Origin of the sequence: Luteolibacter ambystomatis (assembly GCF_018137965.1) — a bacterium.
GTDB lineage: Bacteria > Verrucomicrobiota > Verrucomicrobiia > Verrucomicrobiales > Akkermansiaceae > Luteolibacter > Luteolibacter ambystomatis.
This window is the reverse complement of record NZ_CP073100.1, coordinates 3697981-3716694: the sequence shown is the minus strand read 5'-3', so window position 1 is coordinate 3716694 and position 18714 is coordinate 3697981. Positions and strand designations below refer to the sequence as shown.

The window sequence follows — 18714 nt, the reverse complement described above, 5'->3', positions numbered from 1 at the left end:
CACCATCCGTAGTATGAAAACTCGTAAAACCTACGGTGCCGGGCGCGGGTCGCCCTCGATGCGCAATCCGGCGCGCAGCAGATCCAGCGCGCGTCCGCGGAACAGCACCGCGTCCGTCCGCTCCGCGGCGGTGAGGTTGTACGTCCAGCAACCGTTGGCATCCATCTCCTCCTGACCGATCACACAGCCGGGGCCGAAGGTGATGTCCGGTTGTCCCGGCGCAGTGCCGGTGATTTTTCCCGTGCGCACGTAGAGGATCGCGCGGCAGGGATCGCCCTTCTCGACGAAGTTCTCGCCCTGCTCGAAATGCACCGAGGGCATCGGGTCCTCCTGCACCGGCAGGACGACACTGAGGTCGCGCGGGAAAAACAGTTCGAAGGTCCAGTCGATCATCACCCGCAGCTTGCGGCCGAAGCCCGGCAGCTTGGAGAGATAGATCGAGCGCCACATCCACCAGGCGAAGAAGCCGCTGAAGCGGAAGCCGAGGATTTCCGCCACCGCCTCATGCGCGCCCACGGTGGCGAGCTGGCCGAGGTAGCGGTGGGTGAACGGTTGTAGTTCTTCGTTCCTCAGCGCACGGAGGATGTTGGCCCCAAGCTGGCGGCCCTGCCTCAGCGCGAGCTGGGCGGTGGGTGGCGAGGTTTTGAGTTCGCCATTGTTATTCCACGGCACGGCGGCGCAATCGCCCGCCGCCCACAGATTATCGTGGCCTTTCACCCGCATGGTGGGTTCGGTGGCGAGGCGGCCCTTGTCCGGCTCGATGCCGAGCTGTTTGCAAAGATCCAGCAGCGCGGGATTGGGGGCGTTGCCGATGCTGGAGATGATGGTGTTGGTCTCGATGCAACCATTCTCGCCGTGATGGATGCGGTTGGAGGTCGCTTCGCTGACACGCGAACTCAGGATGATCTCCATGCCGCGCCGCTCCAGCACGCGCTGGGCATGGTCGCCGAGTTCGGGGCCGATCTCCTCCAGCAGGTGCGGGCGGCTGTGGATGAGGACGACACGGGTTTTCTTGTCGCGGAGGTTCGCGTAGAATCGTTTCGCGGATTGGACCAGATCCAGCACCTGGCCCGCGGTTTCCACGCCGGTGTAGCCGCCACCGACGATTACAAAGGTGAGCAGGCGCTGGCGGACCTCCTCGTCCTCCACCAGATTGGCTTCCTCCAGCCGGTTGATGATGGCGGCGCGGATGCGCAGGGCGTCCGCGGCGCTTTTCATCGGCAGGCCGTACTCGGTCATGCCGGGCACCTTGCTGAGATCGGTCACACTGCCGAGGGTGAGGACCAGTTGGTCGAACTCGATCGCGTGGTTCCGGGTGAAACGGCCGCCATCCACGATCACCTTCTTCGCCGCCCAGTCGATGCGCTTCACCTTGCCTTGGAGGACATCCGCGGTCTTGCAGAAGTGCCGCAGCGGATGGACGACATCGAGCGGCGAAAGCGTCGCCCCGGCGACCTCGGCCAGCATCGGGTGGAAGACGAGCACGTTGCGCTCCGCGATCAGACCGACCTTCAGCGAACGGTTCGCACCGAGCGCCTTCGCGCAATACGCGCCTGCAAATCCACCGCCCAGAACAAGGATGTCGTATTTCATGGAGCTGCTGGCAACCGGCCGCATGCACCATGCCATCTGTTAGCCGGGGTGCAACTCTGGAAGGAGGGGCGCGATGGGCAAGCGGATCGGTGATATTTGCTTGGGCACCTCAGGGGACAAGGTAGGATGCGTGTTGGTCATGTGTCCGTTACCCGTGAAATTCGCGTGCCGCCTGATGTTGGCCATCTTCGCCCCATTGGCGATGGCGGCTGAACGTCAGTCGCCCGCGGCCCGAGAGTTGAGGGACCTGGAAAATCATCTGCAGTGCTATCGCGTGATTCTAGGCGAGGGTTACAAGATGGAGTCGGACTATGTAAGGAGAGGGCAGTATGCGGGACTTGAAATGCTGGCGGAAAAATTCGCCCGCAATGAAATCGCGGAGATCATGGAGCGGTTTATGGATTCCCGGATGTTGATTCTGGAGGGCAGCCATAAACAACCGGGGCTGCGCGAAAGTGAGTCCTTGGGCAAACTCCGATCGGATCTGACCGAAATGAGCAATGCCATGATGGGTTTCCATGGAGACCTCCGTTCCAGTTCTACAATCCGGGAGAGGATCAGAGTGGTCTTGGAAGAGCTGCACGGCAGCATGAAGTTCGTGCGGATGTTCGACAGGACATCGGCGGCCAATCAGTGACGAGAGGGTGCTCTTTCCAAGGTGGGGGACAGATCGGCGGGATTGCCTGCGCTGCGCTCTGGCCATGCCAGTCAGCGGCTTCGCCGAGGATATATTTCGCTGCTACGAGCAGCGGCCGCATTCGAACACCTCGCTGCGCTCGGTAGGTTCTCACCCGCCAGCCCTCGATGGGGAGCGGAAGACATCTTCCGATGGACGGTTGCGGGATAACCAATGCACCATCAGGTGATTGGTCGGGCTGGCGGGATTCGAACCCACGACCCCTTGCCCCCCAGGCAAGTGCGCTACCAGACTGCGCTACAGCCCGTAAATCAACGGGGCGCCAAGCAAGCAGGGGAAATCCGGATTGGCAAGCCCGTAAAATCGTGCGATTGCCCCTGCGGGCATGGAACGGATCAAAACTGCAATCGTCGGAGCGAGCGGCTACACCGGAATGGAGTTGCTGCGGCTGCTGTTGGTGCATCCTCAGGTCGAACTGGTGGCGGCGACGTCGCGCCAGGAGGCCGGAAAACCGATCCACGCCGTGTTCCCACGCTTCCGTCACGCACCGGCTGCGGAGCTGGCGTTCATCGAGCCGGATCCGGACGCCATCGCCGCCACGGGGGCGAAGGTGGCCTTTCTGGCCCTCCCGCACGGAGTGGCTGCGGAGATCGCTCGCGCGCTGCTGGAGCGGGGCCTGAAGGTGATCGATCTGAGCGCGGACTTCCGCCTCCGGGACGCCGCAGTGTACGCGGAATTCTACGGTCACGAGCATCCGGCCCCGGATTTGCTTTCGCAGGCAGTCTATGGCCTGCCGGAGGTACGGGCTGAGGAGATCGCGAAGTCGGATCTCATCGCCTCTCCCGGTTGCTATCCGACCAGCATCATCCTGCCGCTGGTGCCATTGCTGGCGGAGAAACTCATCGATCCAGCCACCATCGTCGCGAATTCCTACAGCGGCGTCAGCGGCGCAGGTCGGAAGGCGGACATTTCGCTGCTGTTCGTGGAGTGCAATGAAAGCGTGCGCGCCTATGGCCTGCCGAAGCACCGCCACCTTTCCGAGATCGAGCAGGAGTTGACCCTCGCCGCCGGAGAGCAGGTGACGATCACCTTCCTGCCGCATCTGATGCCGGTGACGGCGGGCATCCATACCACCACCACGGCGAAGCTCGCTCCGGGCATCGATCCGGAGGCGGTGGGACGCAGCCTGGAGGCGGCCTATGCCCGCAGCGCTTTCGTGCGCGTGCTGGGCCGGGGCGGCTATCCGGACACGAAGAATGTCACGCGCACCAACTTCATCGACATCGGCTGGCAATACGATGCACGGACCGGTCGGGTCATCCTGCTCAGCGCGGAGGACAACCTCGGCAAGGGTGCGGGTGGGCAGGCCGTGCAGAGTTTCAACCACATGTTCGGTCTTGAGGAGACTGCCGGATTGCAAAACTTCTGAGTTTTCCCCACGTTTCGCCCGTTCAAACCCTTGTCATGGATTTTCCCTTCTCCCGGATCAAAGGCGGCGTCGGCGCGCCGAAAGGCTTCCTGACCTCCGCGGTCTCGTGCGGCATCAAGAATCCCGCTGTCGAGCGCCTGGATCTGGCGTTGGTCTATTCGGAAACTCCGTGCGCCTCGGCTGGCACTTTCACGACCAACCGTGTGAAGGCCGCGCCGGTGAAGGTGAGCCAGGCGCATCTGCGCAAGGACGACCTGCGGGCCATCATCGCGAACTCCGGCAATGCCAACGCCTGCACTGGCGTGCAGGGCATCCATGATGCCAACGCGATGTGCGATGCGGTGGCGAAGCCGCTCGGCCTGAAGCGCAATGAGATCGGCGTGTGCTCCACCGGTGTGATCGGCCTGCCGATGCCGATGATGCGCATCGAGCCGAAATACGGCGAGCTGGTTTCGAAGCTCAACGCGAAGAACGGCGCGGACGTGGCTGCGGCGATCATTACCAGCGACACGCGTCCGAAGGAGGTCGCCATTTCCTTCGACCTCGGCGGCCACCGTGTCCGCATCGGCGGCTGTGTGAAGGGCGCGGGCATGATTTCCCCGAGCATGGCGACGATGCTCTGCTTCATCACCACGGATGCGAACCTCCCCAGCGATTCGCTGCGGAAGTCGGTGCTGGAGTGCGTGGAGAACAGCTTCAACCGCATCACCATCGACGGTGACATGAGCACGAACGACACCGTGCTGGTACTCGCCAATGGAGCCAGTGAGATGCCTTCCATCCGCCGCGGCAGCTCCCTGTGCAAGCAGTTCCGCGCCGCCCTGCAGTGGGTGATGCTGGAACTGGCGAAGGCGGTGGTCCGCGATGGCGAGCGCGTGACCAAGTTCGTGACCGTGGATGTGAAAGGTGCCCGCACCTACCTCGATGCCAAGAAGGTGGCCGAGGCGGTGTGCAAGTCCGCTCTGGTGAAATCCTCTTGGAATGGTGGCGATCCGAACTGGGGCCGCATCCTCCACGCCGTGGGCTATTCCCGCGCGCGCATCCGCGAGGAACTGGTGGATATCCACATCGGTGGCAAGGCGGCCTGCCTCGGCGGCCTGCAGACGACCACGCCGATGGACGAGCTCCGCGCCGTGGTGGCGGAGCCTGAGTTCAACATCGTGATTTCCCTCAACCAGGGTGACGCGGACTACACCATGTATTCCAGCGACCTTTCGCCCGAGTACATCGATTTCAACCGTTCCGAATACGCCTACTGGAAGCAGGCGCGGAAGGATGGATTGGTGTAATTCGGAGCTTGATCCGGTTCGTCGCCGGGAAAACGATCTCCGCACGTCGCACGAGTAGCTCAGCGGTAGAGCAACCGGTTTACACCCGGTTGGTCGGCGGTTCGATCCCGTCCTCGTGTACCACCCTTTTTTCGCCCGGAACGAGGGCTTGCGCCGTGGCGTATCGGGTGGTTTCTTCGCGCCCCGCCATGCACCTGCGTTTCACCGAGAGCGAGCTCGCCACCCTGATCCAGATGGTCAGTCTGGCGGCGAATGTGGCATCGGTGAACCAGAAACCGGGTGCGGAGCAGGGGATTGCAGCTTTTGAGGATCTGGAGAACAAGATCCTGGAGCGCGCCAGCCACGCCGGATTCGGGGAAATCATCGAGTTCGACGAGGAAAAGCAGGCCCACCGCGTGACCCTTGAGTACGAAGGAAATTCATTCTTTCAGGAATGCTTCGAGGAATTCCGCGAGGAGAGTTTCTGGGAGGAAATGGTGATCCGCCTCGCGGACCGCGATCTGATCCGCTCGATCGGCCTGCCGCTGTGGGAGAAAATGAGTGAGCAGGAACGCCGCAGCCGCACCCAGGACATTGAGAAGCGCTATTGGGAGGAGTTCACCAAGCACGGCATCGAGCGTGTGGCGGTGATCCATCCGCCGGGCGAAGGCTGAAGGGTTGGCACCTCCGGCGGCATTTTTCCCTATTCTTGACCCTCTCCAACGGCAGGGATTTATTCGGGGCACATGGATGTCATGGAAAGCGTTTCGGGCGGTTGCCTCCAGGTGGTGGCGAGGCCGTTGCTCTTTATCTCCTCCGTCTGGGTGGGTTCGATGGCAGGGGGCATGGCGATCGGAGCCGGTGCTGCCATTTCAGATCCGTTGTCCCATTGGTCGGTCATTCCCGAGGCGCTGCTGATGGCACCGTTGTTCCTGCTTTCGTCCTGGTTCATCCTGAACTTCATCCTCGTGGTGGCGGGCCTCTGGTTTTTCATACGGACCGAGCGGGACCTGACCACGTGGTGGCGCAACAGCGCGGTGCTTTTTTCGCTGATGGTCGTCCTTGGAGGAAGGTCCATGGTGGATGGATGGGAGGAGGTGGCGATGTGGACCTGCTGGATGATTGGCACCGCTGTGATCGTGGCGGCCGTGGTGTTCATCGAGAGATGGCAATCCAACCGCCGGGCGGGAGAGCTTGCTCATATCGCCGCCTTCAATGCGCAGCGGCGAGCGGAAATGGAGAGCCGGGGGATTGCGACTTTCGATCCCGAATCATCCGACGACTGATTCTCGAATAGTTCCGCACCCGTGCTACGCTTTACGGGTGATGGACTATGCCCGTGCGAGAGAACGGATGGTTAAGGAGCAGATCGAGGCCCGCGGCGTGCGTGAGCCGCGGGTGCTGGCGGCCATGCGCGCCGTGCCGCGCGAGAACTTCGTGGCGGAGGGGTTGCTGCCGTGGATCTATGAAGACCAGCCGCTTTCCATCGGTCGCGGGCAGACGATTTCCCAGCCGTACATGGTCGCACTGATGACGGAGTTGTTAGGCACCGGGCCGGACGCCACTGTGCTGGAGATCGGTGCAGGCTGCGGCTACCAGACGGCGATCTTGTCGCGTCTGGTGGGGCGGGTTTGCTCGATCGAGCGGGATGAAACACTCGCTGCCGAGGCGCGCATGCGTTTGGCCGGAATGGGGTGTGGCAATGTCGAACTCATCCACGGCGATGGCTTTCTCGGCTGGCCGGAGCCGGGACGGCAGTTCCTTCGCATTCTAGCTGCTTGTGCAGCGGAAGAGATCCCTGTCGGGCTGCTTGACCAACTCGCTCCCGGAGGACGCCTTGTCATCCCCATCGGTCCTGCGGAGACGAAGCAGGAGCTTACGCTGGTGGATCGCGATTGGGACGGCCTGCTGCACACGCAGGTGATCCTGCCGGTGCGGTTCGTGCCGATGGTCCACGGCAGCGTGTGACAATCGTGCGTGGTGGGGCTATGGCTTTGCCGGTGCCTTTTTGGCTGCCTCCTCGGGCTTCAGAGCATTGATGGTCATCAACACCCTGGTCACATGATGGGCCGTGTGGCCGTGGAAAAGTTTGCCGCTGACCACCAGTGGTGTCTTGGCGGCCACGAACCTGGCCAAGTCCGCTTCCTTGGCGATCTTGCTGTCGATCACCAACTGCACGTCCTTCACATTTGTCTCGGCGGCATCCGCGGTATTGTCCGTGCTGGCCTTGAGCGATACCGGTTTGTCCAGGCGCAAGACCCAGGCGCTCGTTCCTTTCAGGGCGGGCATGTCGTCGTCCTCGAATTTCACCCGCTTCAGCGTTCCTTTCAAAGTGGAGACAGCTGGATCGTAGTTCAGCTCCACCGCTTTGGCGGTTGTTTGGTCATCGGCCGCACACAGCTCCGCCGGAGCGACAAAGGAGACCAGTCCCAAGGTGAGAAGCAGGATACGGGAGTACATGGCATCCACGCTAGGCGGCTTCACCAAGCCTGCAACCGACTTTCTTTTTCTCGCAGTCGCCGCAAATAAAAAGGGCGGCCTCGCGGCCGCCCTTCTGGGAAATGTGAAATGAAGAATCAGGCGGCAGTCTCGTCGATGTGGAGGACCTTGTAGCCGCCGATGCCCTTGAAGTAGATCAACAGCAGCAGGTAGATTACGGCCATCGTCGCCGGGATGAAGGAGTCGATGCGCAGGGTGGTGCGGTCGCCTTTCTGGTCGGATTCGATCGCCTGCTTTTGCTCGGCCGAGCGGGCGTCCTCCTTCACTTCCTTCGCCGCCGCCAGTTTCTTGGCGTCCAGACCGAAGGCTTCGGTGGCCTTGATGTTGAGGAAAGTACTCGGCTTCTCGGCCTTGTATTCCGCATACACCGCAGGGTTGGTCTTGTTGAGTTCCTCACCGGCGAAGCGGTCCTTGCTGTAGCCGAGACCCGGGCCGCCGATCAGACCGGCGGAGAGCATGCCGATGCCGCCCATGATGGACATGGCCACCGCACCCGTGTGCGGGAAGCGGTCACCGACGATGGCGAGCATGGTCGGCCAGAAGAAGGTCTTGCCGATCGCGTAGATGCCGAGCGCGACAAAGGCCATCGGCAGGGTTTTCATGCCGCTGGAAAGATTGAGGCCGATGCAGGCGATCGTGGCGCAGAGCAGGAGCAGGCCGACGGGCGAAAGCTTGAGCTTGGTTTCGATCCAGTGGGCGCAGAAGCGAAGACCGAACATGATCGCCGAAGTCCAAATGAAGAGGTATTTGCCCTGCTCGGAGGTGAAGAGGTTGCCGGTGATGTTCTGGATCCAGCCATCGGTGCCGAGTTCCACCGCACCCACGAGAAGGTGGGTGACGAAGAGGACGAACAGGAGAATCGAGCCGATGGAGAAGCGGGTGATGATGCCCGAGGCGATCAGCAGGATACCACCGATGGAGTAGCCGATGATCTGTGCGTTCTTGGTTGCCGTGAGGATTTGATCCTCGGTCGCATTGTCAGGGGTGAGGAGACCCTTGAAGATATCACCGAAGAACAGCGCGAGCAGGAAGCAGGCAACGAGCGCACCCAGCACGCCCACGCTCTTGAACATCTGGACAAAGCTGGCTCCTTTTTCGGCGGCTTCCGATTTCGGAAACTTCTGGCCGAGGAACATGAAGGCGTAGAGAGCGGTGGGGACGAGATAGAGGGCGAGTTGGTACTTCCAGTGGAGATTCATCTTGTCGTCCAGCACCCAGCCGGCAGCGGTTCCGAGCACCATGCCTGCAGGCCATGAGGCGTGCAGGATGTTCAGATAGTGCGTGCGGCGCTGTGGGAAAAGTGTGGCCACGAGCGGATTTGCCACGGCCTCGAGAGTGCCGTTCGCATAGGCGAAGATGAACATGCCCCAGTAGAGGAAATTGTAGGCATTGTGCGGGTTGCTCGCACCGAAGGTGACGAACGCCGAGATGATGTGGCAGAGCAGGGCGACGGCCACCAGTTTGCCATAGCCGATCTTATCCACGATCAAGCCGCCGATGATGATGCCGAAACAGAATCCCGAGAAGCCCGCGCCACCGATGGCACCGAGCTGGGTGGCGGTGAAATTAAACTCCTTTCCCCAGTTGTCGAAAATGCCGCCGCGGAGTGCGAAGCCCACGCCGGCGGCGAGGATGGCCATGAATCCCGCCCAAAGCAGACGCTTTGCGTTAGGGGATGCTGATAGATCAGTGGTGCTGCTCATGAATGATATTCAGGGGTAAGGACCGGACCGATTAACGGTTCTTGCAGGTTCTGACAAGCAAGAGCTTCTACTACAAAAAAAGGGGGCGTTTCTGATAGAAAGAAGGGTTTTTGGCGTGAGCGGATGCTGTAGTTGGAGTATGGGCGTCCGCTCTTTGCATCTTTGCGAAGATGTTCTCCGAATACGCCATGCCGGTGGTGCATACGGGCACGAAAAAGCCCGGGCTCCTCGCGGAGACCGGGCTTTGGGAAAGATCGCGGAATCTTACTTGGAGGAAGACACGTAGGAGGCCTGGGAGGCGCCCTTCTTGAGCTTCTTCTGCTTGATCCAGCTCATGGTGGAGCGGAGCTTCTCACCGGTCTTCTCGATCTGGTGGGCGGCCTCTTCCTTGCGGATGGCATTGAAGCGCGGGTAGCCGTTCTTGTACTCCTGGATCCAATCCTTGGCGAACTTGCCGGACTCGATTTCCTTGAGCTGCTTCTGCATCCGCTTCTTGACGGAGCCGTCGATGATCTTCGGACCCACGGAAACGTCGCCCCACTCGGCGGTTTCGGAAACCGAGAAGCGCATGCCGGCGAGGCCGGACTCGTTCATCAGGTCGACGATGAGCTTCAGCTCATGGAGGCACTCGAAGTAGGCCATCTCCGGCTGGTAGCCAGCCTCGACAAGCACTTCGAAACCGGCCTTCACGAGGGCGGAAGCGCCGCCGCAAAGCACGCACTGCTCACCGAAGAGGTCGGTCACGGTTTCCTCGCGGAAGTTGGTTTCGAACACACCGGCGCGGGTGGCACCGATGCCGCGAGCCCAGGAGAGGGCGATTTCCTTGGCCTTGCCGGTGGCGTCCTGATGGATCGCGATCAGGCCGGGAACACCCTTGCCGTCCACGAACTGGGAGCGGACGGTGTGGCCCGGGCCCTTCGGGGCGACGAGGATCACGTTGATGTCCTTCGGCAGCTTGAGGTCGCCGAAGAGCACGGCGAAACCGTGGGAGAAGAGGATGGTCTTGCCGGCGGTAAGGTTCGGCGCGATGTCCTTCGCATACACTTCCGGGATCACGGTGTCCGGCACGGCGACGAAGATCACGTCCGCGGCCTTCACGGCATCGGCGGTGTCCATCACTTCGAAGCCGAGCTTCTTGGCGACTTCGCGGGACTTCGACTTCTTGTAGAGACCGATGACGACCTTGAGGCCGGAGTCCTTGAGGTTCAGCGCGTGGGCGTGGCCTTGGGAGCCGAAGCCGATCACGGCGAGGGTTTTCTTCTTCAGGGGCACCAGGGAGGCGTCCTTGTTGGTGTAGATCTTCGCGGCCATGGCGTGTCTCTAGATGTTGATTTGGAAGGAGCCGCGCCCCTTGTGGGAGCGGCGAGGCGACACGCTGCACACCTCACTGGAGCGGGTCAAGCCTCGGAAGTGCCGGAATCATGCAAAAATGCGGAATTCTTCCCGCATTCCGATGCATGAGTGGGGTTGGCTTGAGCGAAAATCGCGATCTTGTGGCCAATTTGGCGATTGGGCTGCGCCAATGTGTAATCAAAATGGCGACAAAAAGACCTGAACTGCGATTGCTGCGCGATGCGATGGAGTGAAAATAGGTGCTTTCGCCCTGATTCCCTCTAACGCGGTTTCCTGGACCGTGATTTCAACGCCAATTTGAGGGATTTCTCAAGTGTCTCCAGGCGCACACCGGCCTCATCCGAAGCGAGTTGGGAGTCAAAGCGCAGCCGCTGGTGCAGCCCGATCGCTTCCACCAACGGCCGGGGATCCGCCAAATGATCACGCAGTCCCTCCAGCCAGCGCGGATAGGTCATCCCAAGCGGGCGGGGGCCCAGGATCTTTTTCGCCACCGGTTCCAACCCGTGGAGTGGGGTTCGGACCGCAGGTGCGGTCGGGAGACCTCCGGACGGTTTTTTCTCAATCTGGCGGCGGGATTTCCAGAGATTCCGGCCGATCGCGGCTGCACCCAGCAGGCCGAAGGTGCCCATGGCCAAGCCGATCATGGTGGTATTTCCCGGGTCATTCCGCCAGATGAAGAAATCCTCCCGGAAAAGCTGGAGCCAGTCCTGGGCATACTGGAGCCACGTCCTCCGGTCCGGTTCCAGGGCGAGCCAGTTGGGGGGCGTGGGGTCGAAGTCGATCCACGTGCCGCTCTCCGCGTCCCAGACCCGGCACCAAGCATGGGCGTGGGTGCCGCGCAGCACGGCCTCCTTCCGCGCGGTATCCAGTTCCTGGACCGAATAGCCCACCGCGTAGCGGGTGGGAATTCCGGCATCCCGCAGGATCAGGGTGGCGGCGGTGGCGAAGTATTCGCAATGCCCCGCGCGATGGGTGGTCAGGAACTGGGTGATGGCGCTCGGAGGAAGCGAGCCGCTGTTTTTGAAATCAGCCGGGCGGGAACCGATGCCGAGGTAGCGGGTGTAGCGGAACTCATCGATAAACAGGCCCTTGAGAGTGGTCAGTTGCGCGGAAAGAGGCTGGCCCTCCAATGACAGCTTTTCCGCAGTCTCGTGGACCGCCGCTTGTTCCGGATCTGGAATTTTGAGGTCGGTGTTCTTGTCAGGCGGCGCGTCCGGGCTGACATGGGGATCCCAGAGCAGGGTGCCATTGATGATGGGTTCCTTGGGTTCCGCACGAAAGCTCCCCAAAGGATTCCGCTCGACGTAGTCGAACTCGAAATCCGCCAGACTGGCGAGATTGCCGGGGACCGGAAGCAGCATCCGCTCCTTGGCCGCACCGCGGAGATTGATCCGGGGGAGATGGTCCGCCATCGCTTCCGGCCCGTCGCGTTCCGCGGAGGCGAAGTAAACGGTATGTCCGGGAGTCGGTTCCTTGTTGGGGACCACGCTCATTTCCCGGTTGCCTTTGGCGCGTCCTACGGGGCGCCAGCTCCAGGTGCCATTGTTGTATTGGTTGTAGACGCTCAGGTGCAGGAGCGGAGGCGTGGGGCCCTTGATCGCTTTGATCCGCCAGAGGATTTCCGTGGATTGCTTCAGCTCCCCGAGCTTCCCGATGTTGGTGTCGGTGTAGTTCACCACATCGCCGTTGCTCCCTCCGCCGACTTTCGCTCCTACTGCGATCCGATAGAGAGTCTTCAGCCCGACCATGCCACCCACCGAGATGCCGCCTGCGAACGCGAGACATACGAAGAGGGCGAGTTTCCGGCGATGGCCGGAGGCTAGCAAAGCCCAGGTAATAAGGACGATGAAGCCACCCAGCAGCATGAAGAGAGACTGCGTCGGGTTTTGTTTGCCCAGCGCGGCCCCCAGCAGGGTGATGCTCAGATAGATGTGATCGAAGCAGACCTCCACCGGTTTGCCGCCAATGCCGAGCGCCCGGTTCCGTTCCCAGCGTTTGCGGGCCAGGATCGAGAAGGTGTAGAGCGGCATCTTGTCCTTCAGCCCGTAGGATTGGGCGAACTGGATCGGGAAAAACAAGGCAGGCGACCACACTACGAGTTCCTGGATCACCTGGGTGGGCGAACCTTGGAGCACCGTGAGGACCATGCGCGCCGCTACCAGCAGGACGGAGAGATGCCATGCGCGCAGAAAGGCGGCATCGGCGAAGTCCCAGCGCACCCGGATCCAGTGGGCCAGTTCCACAATGACCGCGAGACTCAATCCGATCAGCCACTCGCCGGTCATCGCGCTCCAGAACAGGAGCGCGGCGGCGAGCAGGAAAGGTGGTGCGGAGGAGGAACGCATGGGAACGGCAACCAAAGTGCAGCTTCTACCCGGCGGTGGCCGGTTTCAAGCGGATGGGCAGGGCGCCGAGATCGCGGGAGAGTTGACCGGCCTCGATCCAATGGCCGGGGAAACCTTCCGGGGCGGGGCCTTGGCCGGTGGCCAGCACGGTGCAGGTCAGGCCCTGGCTGGTGAGCTTGCGGACGAAGGCCGCGCGTTCATCCGACCAGCCGCACAGCACCACGAGGCAGGAGGTGAGTTCCTCGCGGTACTTCAGCACGAGATTGGCGAGGGTGTCGAAGTGCGGGATCGTTTCCGGTTCCACACCCGCGAGCACTTCGAGAAGAACTTCCGGTCGAGCGATGCCCCGGCCCACCGTGACGGTGTGCGCCTGATCCTTGATGAACATCAGATCCAGCAGGCTCTCGCGGGTGTCGATGGTGGATGCGAAAGATGCGGCGATGGAAACGGCGTCCTCGAAAGCAAGTTCCTGGCCGGAAGCGGGAAAGGTATCCAGCACCAGGCCGTAGCGCGGATAGAAGGTATCTTCCAATTCGCGCACAATCGGGCGTCCGGTGCGCGCCCAGCTTTTCCAGTGGATCTGGCGGATCGGATCGCCCGGGCGGTAGTCGCGCAGGCTGACGAATTCCCCGGAGTTGCCAATGGCGTTGGTGGCGGCATCCCCGCCGATCTGGAAGCGGCCGCTGCCGGGAAGCTCGACCGGCGGGAGGCGGTGGCGTGCGGGCAGCACGGTGAGTGTCGAAGGCGGAGCGGAGATTTTCGTGCAGCGCTGGAAAAGGCCGATGGGATCGGGCAACAGCAGGCGCAGGTCATCAAGGCGGATCACACCGCGGCGGGCGGGGGTGAGTTCTAGCGGCACTTCGACCGTGGCTCCCGCGGCGACGTCCACCGGGTGGGACGAGCGTCCGCCCTCGAAAAGCTGCAACCGGTCCACCAGCCACAGCCACCGGTAGTAGGCGAACTTGCGATCGAAGGCATTGCGTTTGGCTTCACCCGGCTCGCGGGTCTTCACGAAGAGATCGTAGGATGGCCGTGGATCGGGAGGTGTCTCGATCAGACCTACGGAGCGGGCCGCCCTTTGGCCGCGGTTTTGCAGTTGGACGGTGCCATGGACGACCTCTCCCGCCGTCGCATAGCGCGGCAGCTCACGCCGGGCGGTGAGGCGTCCCGGGCGGCGCAGGATTGCCGCTGCCAGACCGACCACCAGCAGGCCCAGCGAGAAAGAGAATGTCAGGTAGATGGGATTGACGTTCAGCGCGCCATTGTCCGGCTGGGCCACGCCGAGGACGCCGGATATCCCCAGTGCCACCGCCACTCCGTAGCCCGCGGGGCGGATGCGGCGGCGGACGAAGTAGTTGAATCCGGCGCTCTGCCGGTAGAACCGGAGCAGGGCGGGGGAAAACTCCCGCGTTGTCCCGGAATTGCTCACACCGGCACGGGAGTGCGTTCGACCAGCCCGGCCACGATCGAGCGGGCGCTGGTGCCGGAGTAGCGGGCTTCCGGCTCGAGTACCAGACGGTGTGCGATCACGTCCACCGCCACTTCCTGAATGGTTTCCGGCAGCACGTAGTCGCGGCCTTCGAAGAGGGAGAGAGCCTGCGCGGTTTTCATCAGCGCCAGTGAGGCGCGCGGGCTGGCCGGGAGCTGGATTTCACGATGGCCGCGCGTCGCGGAAACCAACGAGACCACATAGTGGCGGAGCTCGTCGCTGAAACGCACGGCGCGGACCGCTTCCATCAACTGCACCACCTCCTCGCGGCTGACAGCGGGAGACAAGGCATCCACCGGATGGCGTTCGACCTGGTCGGCGAGAATGGCGGCTTCCTCATCGGCATTCACATAGCCCAGCGCGCACTGCATGGCGAAGCGGTCCATCTGCGCCTCCGGCAGCGGATAGGTGCCGCGGAATTCCACGGGGTTCTGCGTGGCGATGACGAAGAACAATCCATCCAACTCATGGCGCTGGCCGTCGATGGTGGCTTGGCGTTCACCCATGGCCTCCAACAGCGCGCTCTGGGTGCGTGGCGAGGCGCGGTTGATCTCGTCCGCCAGCAGGATGTCCGCGAAGACCGGGCCGGGCTGGAAACGGAACTCGTGCGACTTCGGATCGAGAATCGAAACGCCGAGGATGTCCGAAGGCAGCAGGTCCGGGGTGAACTGGACGCGCTTGAACACCGCGCCTGATACCGCTTTCGCGATCGCCTTGGCCATCGTCGTCTTGCCGGTGCCGGGATAGTCTTCCAGCAGGATGTGGCCGCCGGAGGCCATGCAGGCCAGCACGCGGCGGATCACGTGGTCCTGGCCGCGCATCACGGTGCGGACGGCTTGTTCGAGTTTGGTGGCGGTCTCGTGGGCTTGGGTCATCAGGAAGTCTTTCGGAATCATTTCTGCGTCGCGGCCGGCCGGTCGGCTTCGGCGTTCTTACGATGAATCTCGTAGATCTCGCGGAGCGGGGCGGAGGCATCTCCATCGCCTCCGGCATTGAGGCGCTCCCATGAGGTTTCATTGAGATACTCGCGGGTGCGGTTGCCGTTGGCGAAGAGATCGATCTCCGCCATCACCCGCGGGCCTTCCGGCGTGGAAACCATCGGGTAGAGCGGATAGGTGGTTTCCGCATCCCCGGCTTTGCCGATGCGTGCGGAGATGCCCGTCCAGCTTCCCCGGCGGATCACACCGAGGATGGTGGCGTGACGACCCGTTTTCACCGCTCCCGTCAGTTCGAAGCCGAGGTTCCGCAGCAACCGGGAGGTTCCGCGGTCGCGCTTGAAGTGAGCGGTCAGCCGGATGGTGGTGGCGATGTCGCCTTTGATGATCGCCTCACTCCATGCGGTGAAGGTGGAGCGCGCGGCATCTTCCAGCGGGCCTTCGGCAGCCGGGACCTGGTTGAGGGCCGGGCTGGCGGCCAGGGTAAGGTCCTCCCAGTTTTTCGTCCACTCGGGAGCCTGGGTGTCCACCCATTCCTTCACCGCGGCCAGCGGTTCCTGCGGCGGTTCGGCGGGGCGCAGGCCGGGAGCGAGCTGCCAACCGCCGTTCCGGCGGACGAAGAACAGCGTGCGGATGTCCGCCCGTTCCGGCTGGCGCGAGGAAAACATCTGATAGGCAGCCACCGCGCCATCGCCCTTTTCGAGAAATCCGAGCGGCAGCAGGGTGGCCAGGTCACGGGGCGAATGCAGATCCCGCCAGATCAGCGCGAGCCGTTTGGCGCCGAGCAGTGCATTGGGCGGATCTCCCTCGAGGTCCAACAACGGAAGCAGGCCGTCCGTATTCCCAGCCCGCAGCGCGGCGACGATGGCTTCACTGGCGGCCATGGCCGTGACGGGCTTTGCCAAGGGAAACTGGTGACGCCATGCGGCTGGGAGCGTGTCCAATGTTTCCTCGTCGGATTCCTCCTCATCCTCATGGGGATTCGCCGGATCTCCTTTCACAAGCGCGCCGGGCAGATCGATCCGCCACAGGCCGTCGGCATCCCGCTCCATGTCCAGATCCATGAAACGGATGGCGGGCAGCTTGCCACGGCCGGATTCCGGAGAGGCATCCAGACACGCGAGTGTGAGTGTCGCCTGGGTGTCGTCTCCATCCTCCGTCAGCACGGTGCGGATGACTCCCGGAGATGCCAGCAGCCGCCATGAGGGATCGAAGGTTTCCTTGGCAAAGGCCCGGCTGACCGCCGCCAGGCGCTCGGTCCAGTCCTTCGGCAATTCGCGCTGGAGACCACCGAGCAGGCCGAGCATCGTGGCCTGGTCGCGGGTGGCGCTGGCAGCCAGCAACCGCTTCAACAAGGCCGAGGGCTTTTCCGTACGCAGGGAGTCCTTGGGAAGCTTTGCCCCGATTTCCTTGCGCAGGCGCTCGGCGGATTGCTCGCGCAGCGTGCCCAGATCCACCACCTGCTCGCGCAGCATCCACTGCTCCAGCGCGGCGACGCGGTTGCTACGGGCTTCATCGTAGCCGAGTCCGGTATTCTCGAACGATCCCGGAACCGGCGCCGCCAGCCATTCGCCGCCTTTCTTCACCAAGCCGATGGCCACCACCTTCAAGCGTCCGGGGTCGAACCCGGAAGTCTGCCGCACCAATACCGCTGCCAGATCGCCATCCTCCTTCACCGGTCCGGCTTCCACCGGTCCCGGGTCGATTTCCTGGGAAAGCCGTTTGATGCGCGCGGCGATGATCTCGCGCTTGTCCTGGCCCGTGGCAGGGGACACCGCGGTGTCCGCACCGGGTGTCAGATCGACCTGGCCACCGCGGATTTTCTCCACGTAGCCGACTGCCGCCTCCGCCGGTGTGCGGGAGGTGGCTGCTGCGGCCGGAACGGCCAGGAGCAGGGCGAGGAAAAGGGGTTTCACAGGGTTTGGTGGAACACGTCGTCCGCATCCAGCGACATCACAAAGCCGGTCAGCAGCTCGATGGTCTGTTCAATATCACGCAGGTGCGCGGTTTCGACCACCGAGTGCATGCAGCGCAGCGGCAGCGAGACCAGCGCGCTCGGCACGCCCTCGCGGCTGTGGAAGATCTTGTCCGTATCGGTGCCGGTGAAACGGCTGCTGGACTCGTGCTGGAGCGGGATTTCCGCCTTGTCCGCCACCTTGATGAGGCGGTCCACCACCTTCGGATGATTGGCGGAGCCGTGGGTCAGGGACGGTCCGCCGCCGAGCTTCACCTTGCCGAACTTCACGTGGTCGATACCGGGGGTGTCTGTGGCGTGGGTCACGTCCAGGCAGACACAGACATCCGGCCGCAGGCGGTAGGTGGCCATCATCGCGCCATGGCCGCCGATTTCCTCTTGGACGGCATTCAGGCAGACGAGGGTGAAGGCGGGCTTTTTCTTCTCCTTGGCCACGCGCTTCATGACCTGGGCGATGATGTAGCCGCCCACGCGGTTGTCCAGGGCGCGGCCCACCAGCCGGTCGTGGGAAAGTTCCATCGGGCTGTCCTGATAGACGGCGGGGTGTCCCACCCGCAGGCCCAGCGCGGCCACCTCCTTGGCGCTGGAAGCACCCACGTCCACCCACAGTTCGTGGACCGCCGGGGCCTTCTCCTGGCCCGCTTCATCGCGGCGCAGGTGGATGGCGGTGTTGCCGATGATGCCGGGCACCACGCCCTTGTCGCCATAGAAATTCAGACGTCGTCCGCGGGCGGTGGCCGCATCGCTGCCGCCGATCCGGTCCAGCCGCAGGAAGCCGTGGTCATCGATGTGCTTGATGATGAAGCCGATTTCATCCGCGTGAGCCTCCAGCATCACGATCCGCTCGGACTTTCCGGGCAGCACGGCCCAGGTCGAACCGTAGGCATCGCAGGCGGTTTCTTCGGCGTGCTTGCCGATCCACTTGGCCCAAACCCGCTGGCCCGGCATTTCAAAGCCCGTCGGGCTGGGGGTTTCGAGCAGTTCGAACAGGAAATCGCGGTCGTCGGCTTTCAAGGACATCCCGGTTATTCAAGCACGGGCCGCCGCTCTGGCAATCCCGGGGAACGGTCATCTTCAGGACAATGGCGGAAACTCGGTGCGGACTTGCCTTTCCGTGGGAAATAACGGTTAGTCACGGAGAATCCGAAAACCACCATGTACGAACTGTTCAAGAGCGAGAAGTCCGGTGAATTCTATTTCCGTCTGAAGGCTGGCAATGGCGAGATCATCCTCTCCAGCGAGGGCTATGAGGCGAAGGCCTCGGCGCTGAACGGCATCGAGTCCGTGAAGAAAAACGGCACGGACCGGAAGAACTTCGAGGTCCGCCAGACCTCTGCCGGAAAGTCCTATTTCGTCCTGAAAGCGGGCAATGGGCAGGTGATCGGCCAGAGCCAGCAGTACGCCAGCGAGGATGGCGCCGAAGGCGGCATCGCTTCGGTGATCAAGAACGCCGGCGGCGAGACCAAGGATCTGACCTGATCCGGGCTG

Annotated in this window: 16 protein-coding genes and 2 tRNA genes; 8 read left to right on the top strand and 10 right to left on the bottom strand. The window is 62.7% G+C overall.

All coding sequences use genetic code 11. The features are described 5' to 3' along the window. Positions 1-30: 30 nt before the first annotated feature. Positions 31-1593 carry an FAD-dependent oxidoreductase gene (locus tag KBB96_RS14160; RefSeq protein WP_211630096.1) on the bottom strand — a complete coding sequence of 521 codons (1563 nt, stop codon included), beginning with the start codon at positions 1591-1593 and terminating at the stop codon, positions 31-33. A gap of 175 nt (positions 1594-1768) precedes the next feature. Between KBB96_RS14160 and KBB96_RS14155 the strand changes: the two genes are divergently transcribed. Next, entirely contained in the window at positions 1769-2230 is a 462-nt protein-coding gene (locus KBB96_RS14155; protein WP_211630095.1) for a hypothetical protein, read from the top strand. Positions 2231-2460: 230 nt separating this feature from the next. On the opposite strand, the gene KBB96_RS14150 is transcribed toward KBB96_RS14155, so the two are convergent. Next, a tRNA-Pro gene (locus KBB96_RS14150) sits at positions 2461-2537 on the bottom strand. A gap of 78 nt (positions 2538-2615) precedes the next feature. On the opposite strand from KBB96_RS14150, the gene argC reads away from it, so the two are divergent. From argC to KBB96_RS14120, 6 genes are all read left to right on the top strand, one after another. After that, complete coding sequence (gene argC, locus KBB96_RS14145; protein WP_211630094.1) at positions 2616-3659, top strand: N-acetyl-gamma-glutamyl-phosphate reductase; 1044 nt, start codon at positions 2616-2618, stop codon at positions 3657-3659. Between the two features lie 35 nt (positions 3660-3694). Further along, a complete protein-coding gene (argJ, locus tag KBB96_RS14140) occupies positions 3695-4948 on the top strand; it encodes a bifunctional glutamate N-acetyltransferase/amino-acid acetyltransferase ArgJ (RefSeq protein WP_211630093.1) in 1254 nt (417 codons plus the stop codon). 48 nt (positions 4949-4996) lie between these two features. After that, a tRNA-Val gene (locus KBB96_RS14135) sits at positions 4997-5071 on the top strand. Positions 5072-5136: 65 nt separating this feature from the next. After that, entirely contained in the window at positions 5137-5601 is a 465-nt protein-coding gene (locus tag KBB96_RS14130; RefSeq protein ID WP_211630092.1) for a hypothetical protein, read from the top strand. Positions 5602-5682: 81 nt separating this feature from the next. Then, a complete protein-coding gene (locus KBB96_RS14125) occupies positions 5683-6213 on the top strand; it encodes a hypothetical protein (RefSeq protein WP_211630091.1) in 531 nt (176 codons plus the stop codon). 40 nt (positions 6214-6253) lie between these two features. Continuing rightward, positions 6254-6895: a protein-L-isoaspartate(D-aspartate) O-methyltransferase gene (locus KBB96_RS14120; RefSeq protein WP_226373547.1), complete on the top strand. Its 642-nt coding sequence runs from the start codon at positions 6254-6256 to the stop codon at positions 6893-6895. Positions 6896-6913: 18 nt separating this feature from the next. Here KBB96_RS14120 and KBB96_RS14115 read toward each other — a convergent pair whose 3' ends face one another. The 8 genes from KBB96_RS14115 to KBB96_RS14080 all read right to left on the bottom strand — a co-directional run bounded on the left by KBB96_RS14115 (position 6914) and on the right by KBB96_RS14080 (position 18246). Continuing rightward, complete coding sequence (locus tag KBB96_RS14115; protein ID WP_211630089.1) at positions 6914-7387, bottom strand: DUF4431 domain-containing protein; 474 nt, start codon at positions 7385-7387, stop codon at positions 6914-6916. A 116-nt stretch (positions 7388-7503) separates the two neighbouring features. Then, positions 7504-9066: an MFS transporter gene (locus KBB96_RS14110; RefSeq protein ID WP_211630088.1), complete on the bottom strand. Its 1563-nt coding sequence runs from the start codon at positions 9064-9066 to the stop codon at positions 7504-7506. A 327-nt stretch (positions 9067-9393) separates the two neighbouring features. Further along, the gene (ilvC, locus tag KBB96_RS14105; RefSeq protein WP_211630087.1) at positions 9394-10440 is read right to left on the bottom strand and encodes a ketol-acid reductoisomerase; all 1047 of its coding nucleotides are present in this window, start codon (positions 10438-10440) and stop codon (positions 9394-9396) included. A gap of 302 nt (positions 10441-10742) precedes the next feature. Continuing rightward, on the bottom strand, positions 10743-12827 hold the full coding sequence (locus KBB96_RS14100) for a transglutaminase-like domain-containing protein (RefSeq protein ID WP_211630086.1): 2085 nt from the start codon (positions 12825-12827) through the stop codon (positions 10743-10745). A 25-nt stretch (positions 12828-12852) separates the two neighbouring features. Beyond that, a complete protein-coding gene (locus tag KBB96_RS14095) occupies positions 12853-14256 on the bottom strand; it encodes a DUF58 domain-containing protein (protein WP_211630085.1) in 1404 nt (467 codons plus the stop codon). After that, on the bottom strand, positions 14253-15191 hold the full coding sequence (locus KBB96_RS14090; protein ID WP_211630084.1) for an AAA family ATPase: 939 nt from the start codon (positions 15189-15191) through the stop codon (positions 14253-14255). The genes KBB96_RS14095 and KBB96_RS14090 overlap by 4 nt, the downstream gene beginning before the upstream one ends. A 17-nt stretch (positions 15192-15208) precedes the next feature. Next, on the bottom strand, positions 15209-17167 hold the full coding sequence (locus tag KBB96_RS14085) for a hypothetical protein (protein ID WP_211630083.1): 1959 nt from the start codon (positions 17165-17167) through the stop codon (positions 15209-15211). Continuing rightward, positions 17164-18246, bottom strand: coding sequence for a M42 family metallopeptidase (locus KBB96_RS14080; RefSeq protein WP_211630082.1), 1083 nt, complete (start codon positions 18244-18246; stop codon positions 17164-17166). The genes KBB96_RS14085 and KBB96_RS14080 overlap by 4 nt, the downstream gene beginning before the upstream one ends. A gap of 135 nt (positions 18247-18381) precedes the next feature. Between KBB96_RS14080 and KBB96_RS14075 the strand changes: the two genes are divergently transcribed. Beyond that, on the top strand, positions 18382-18705 hold the full coding sequence (locus KBB96_RS14075) for a YegP family protein (RefSeq protein ID WP_211630081.1): 324 nt from the start codon (positions 18382-18384) through the stop codon (positions 18703-18705). The last annotated feature ends 9 nt before the right edge of the window (positions 18706-18714 follow it).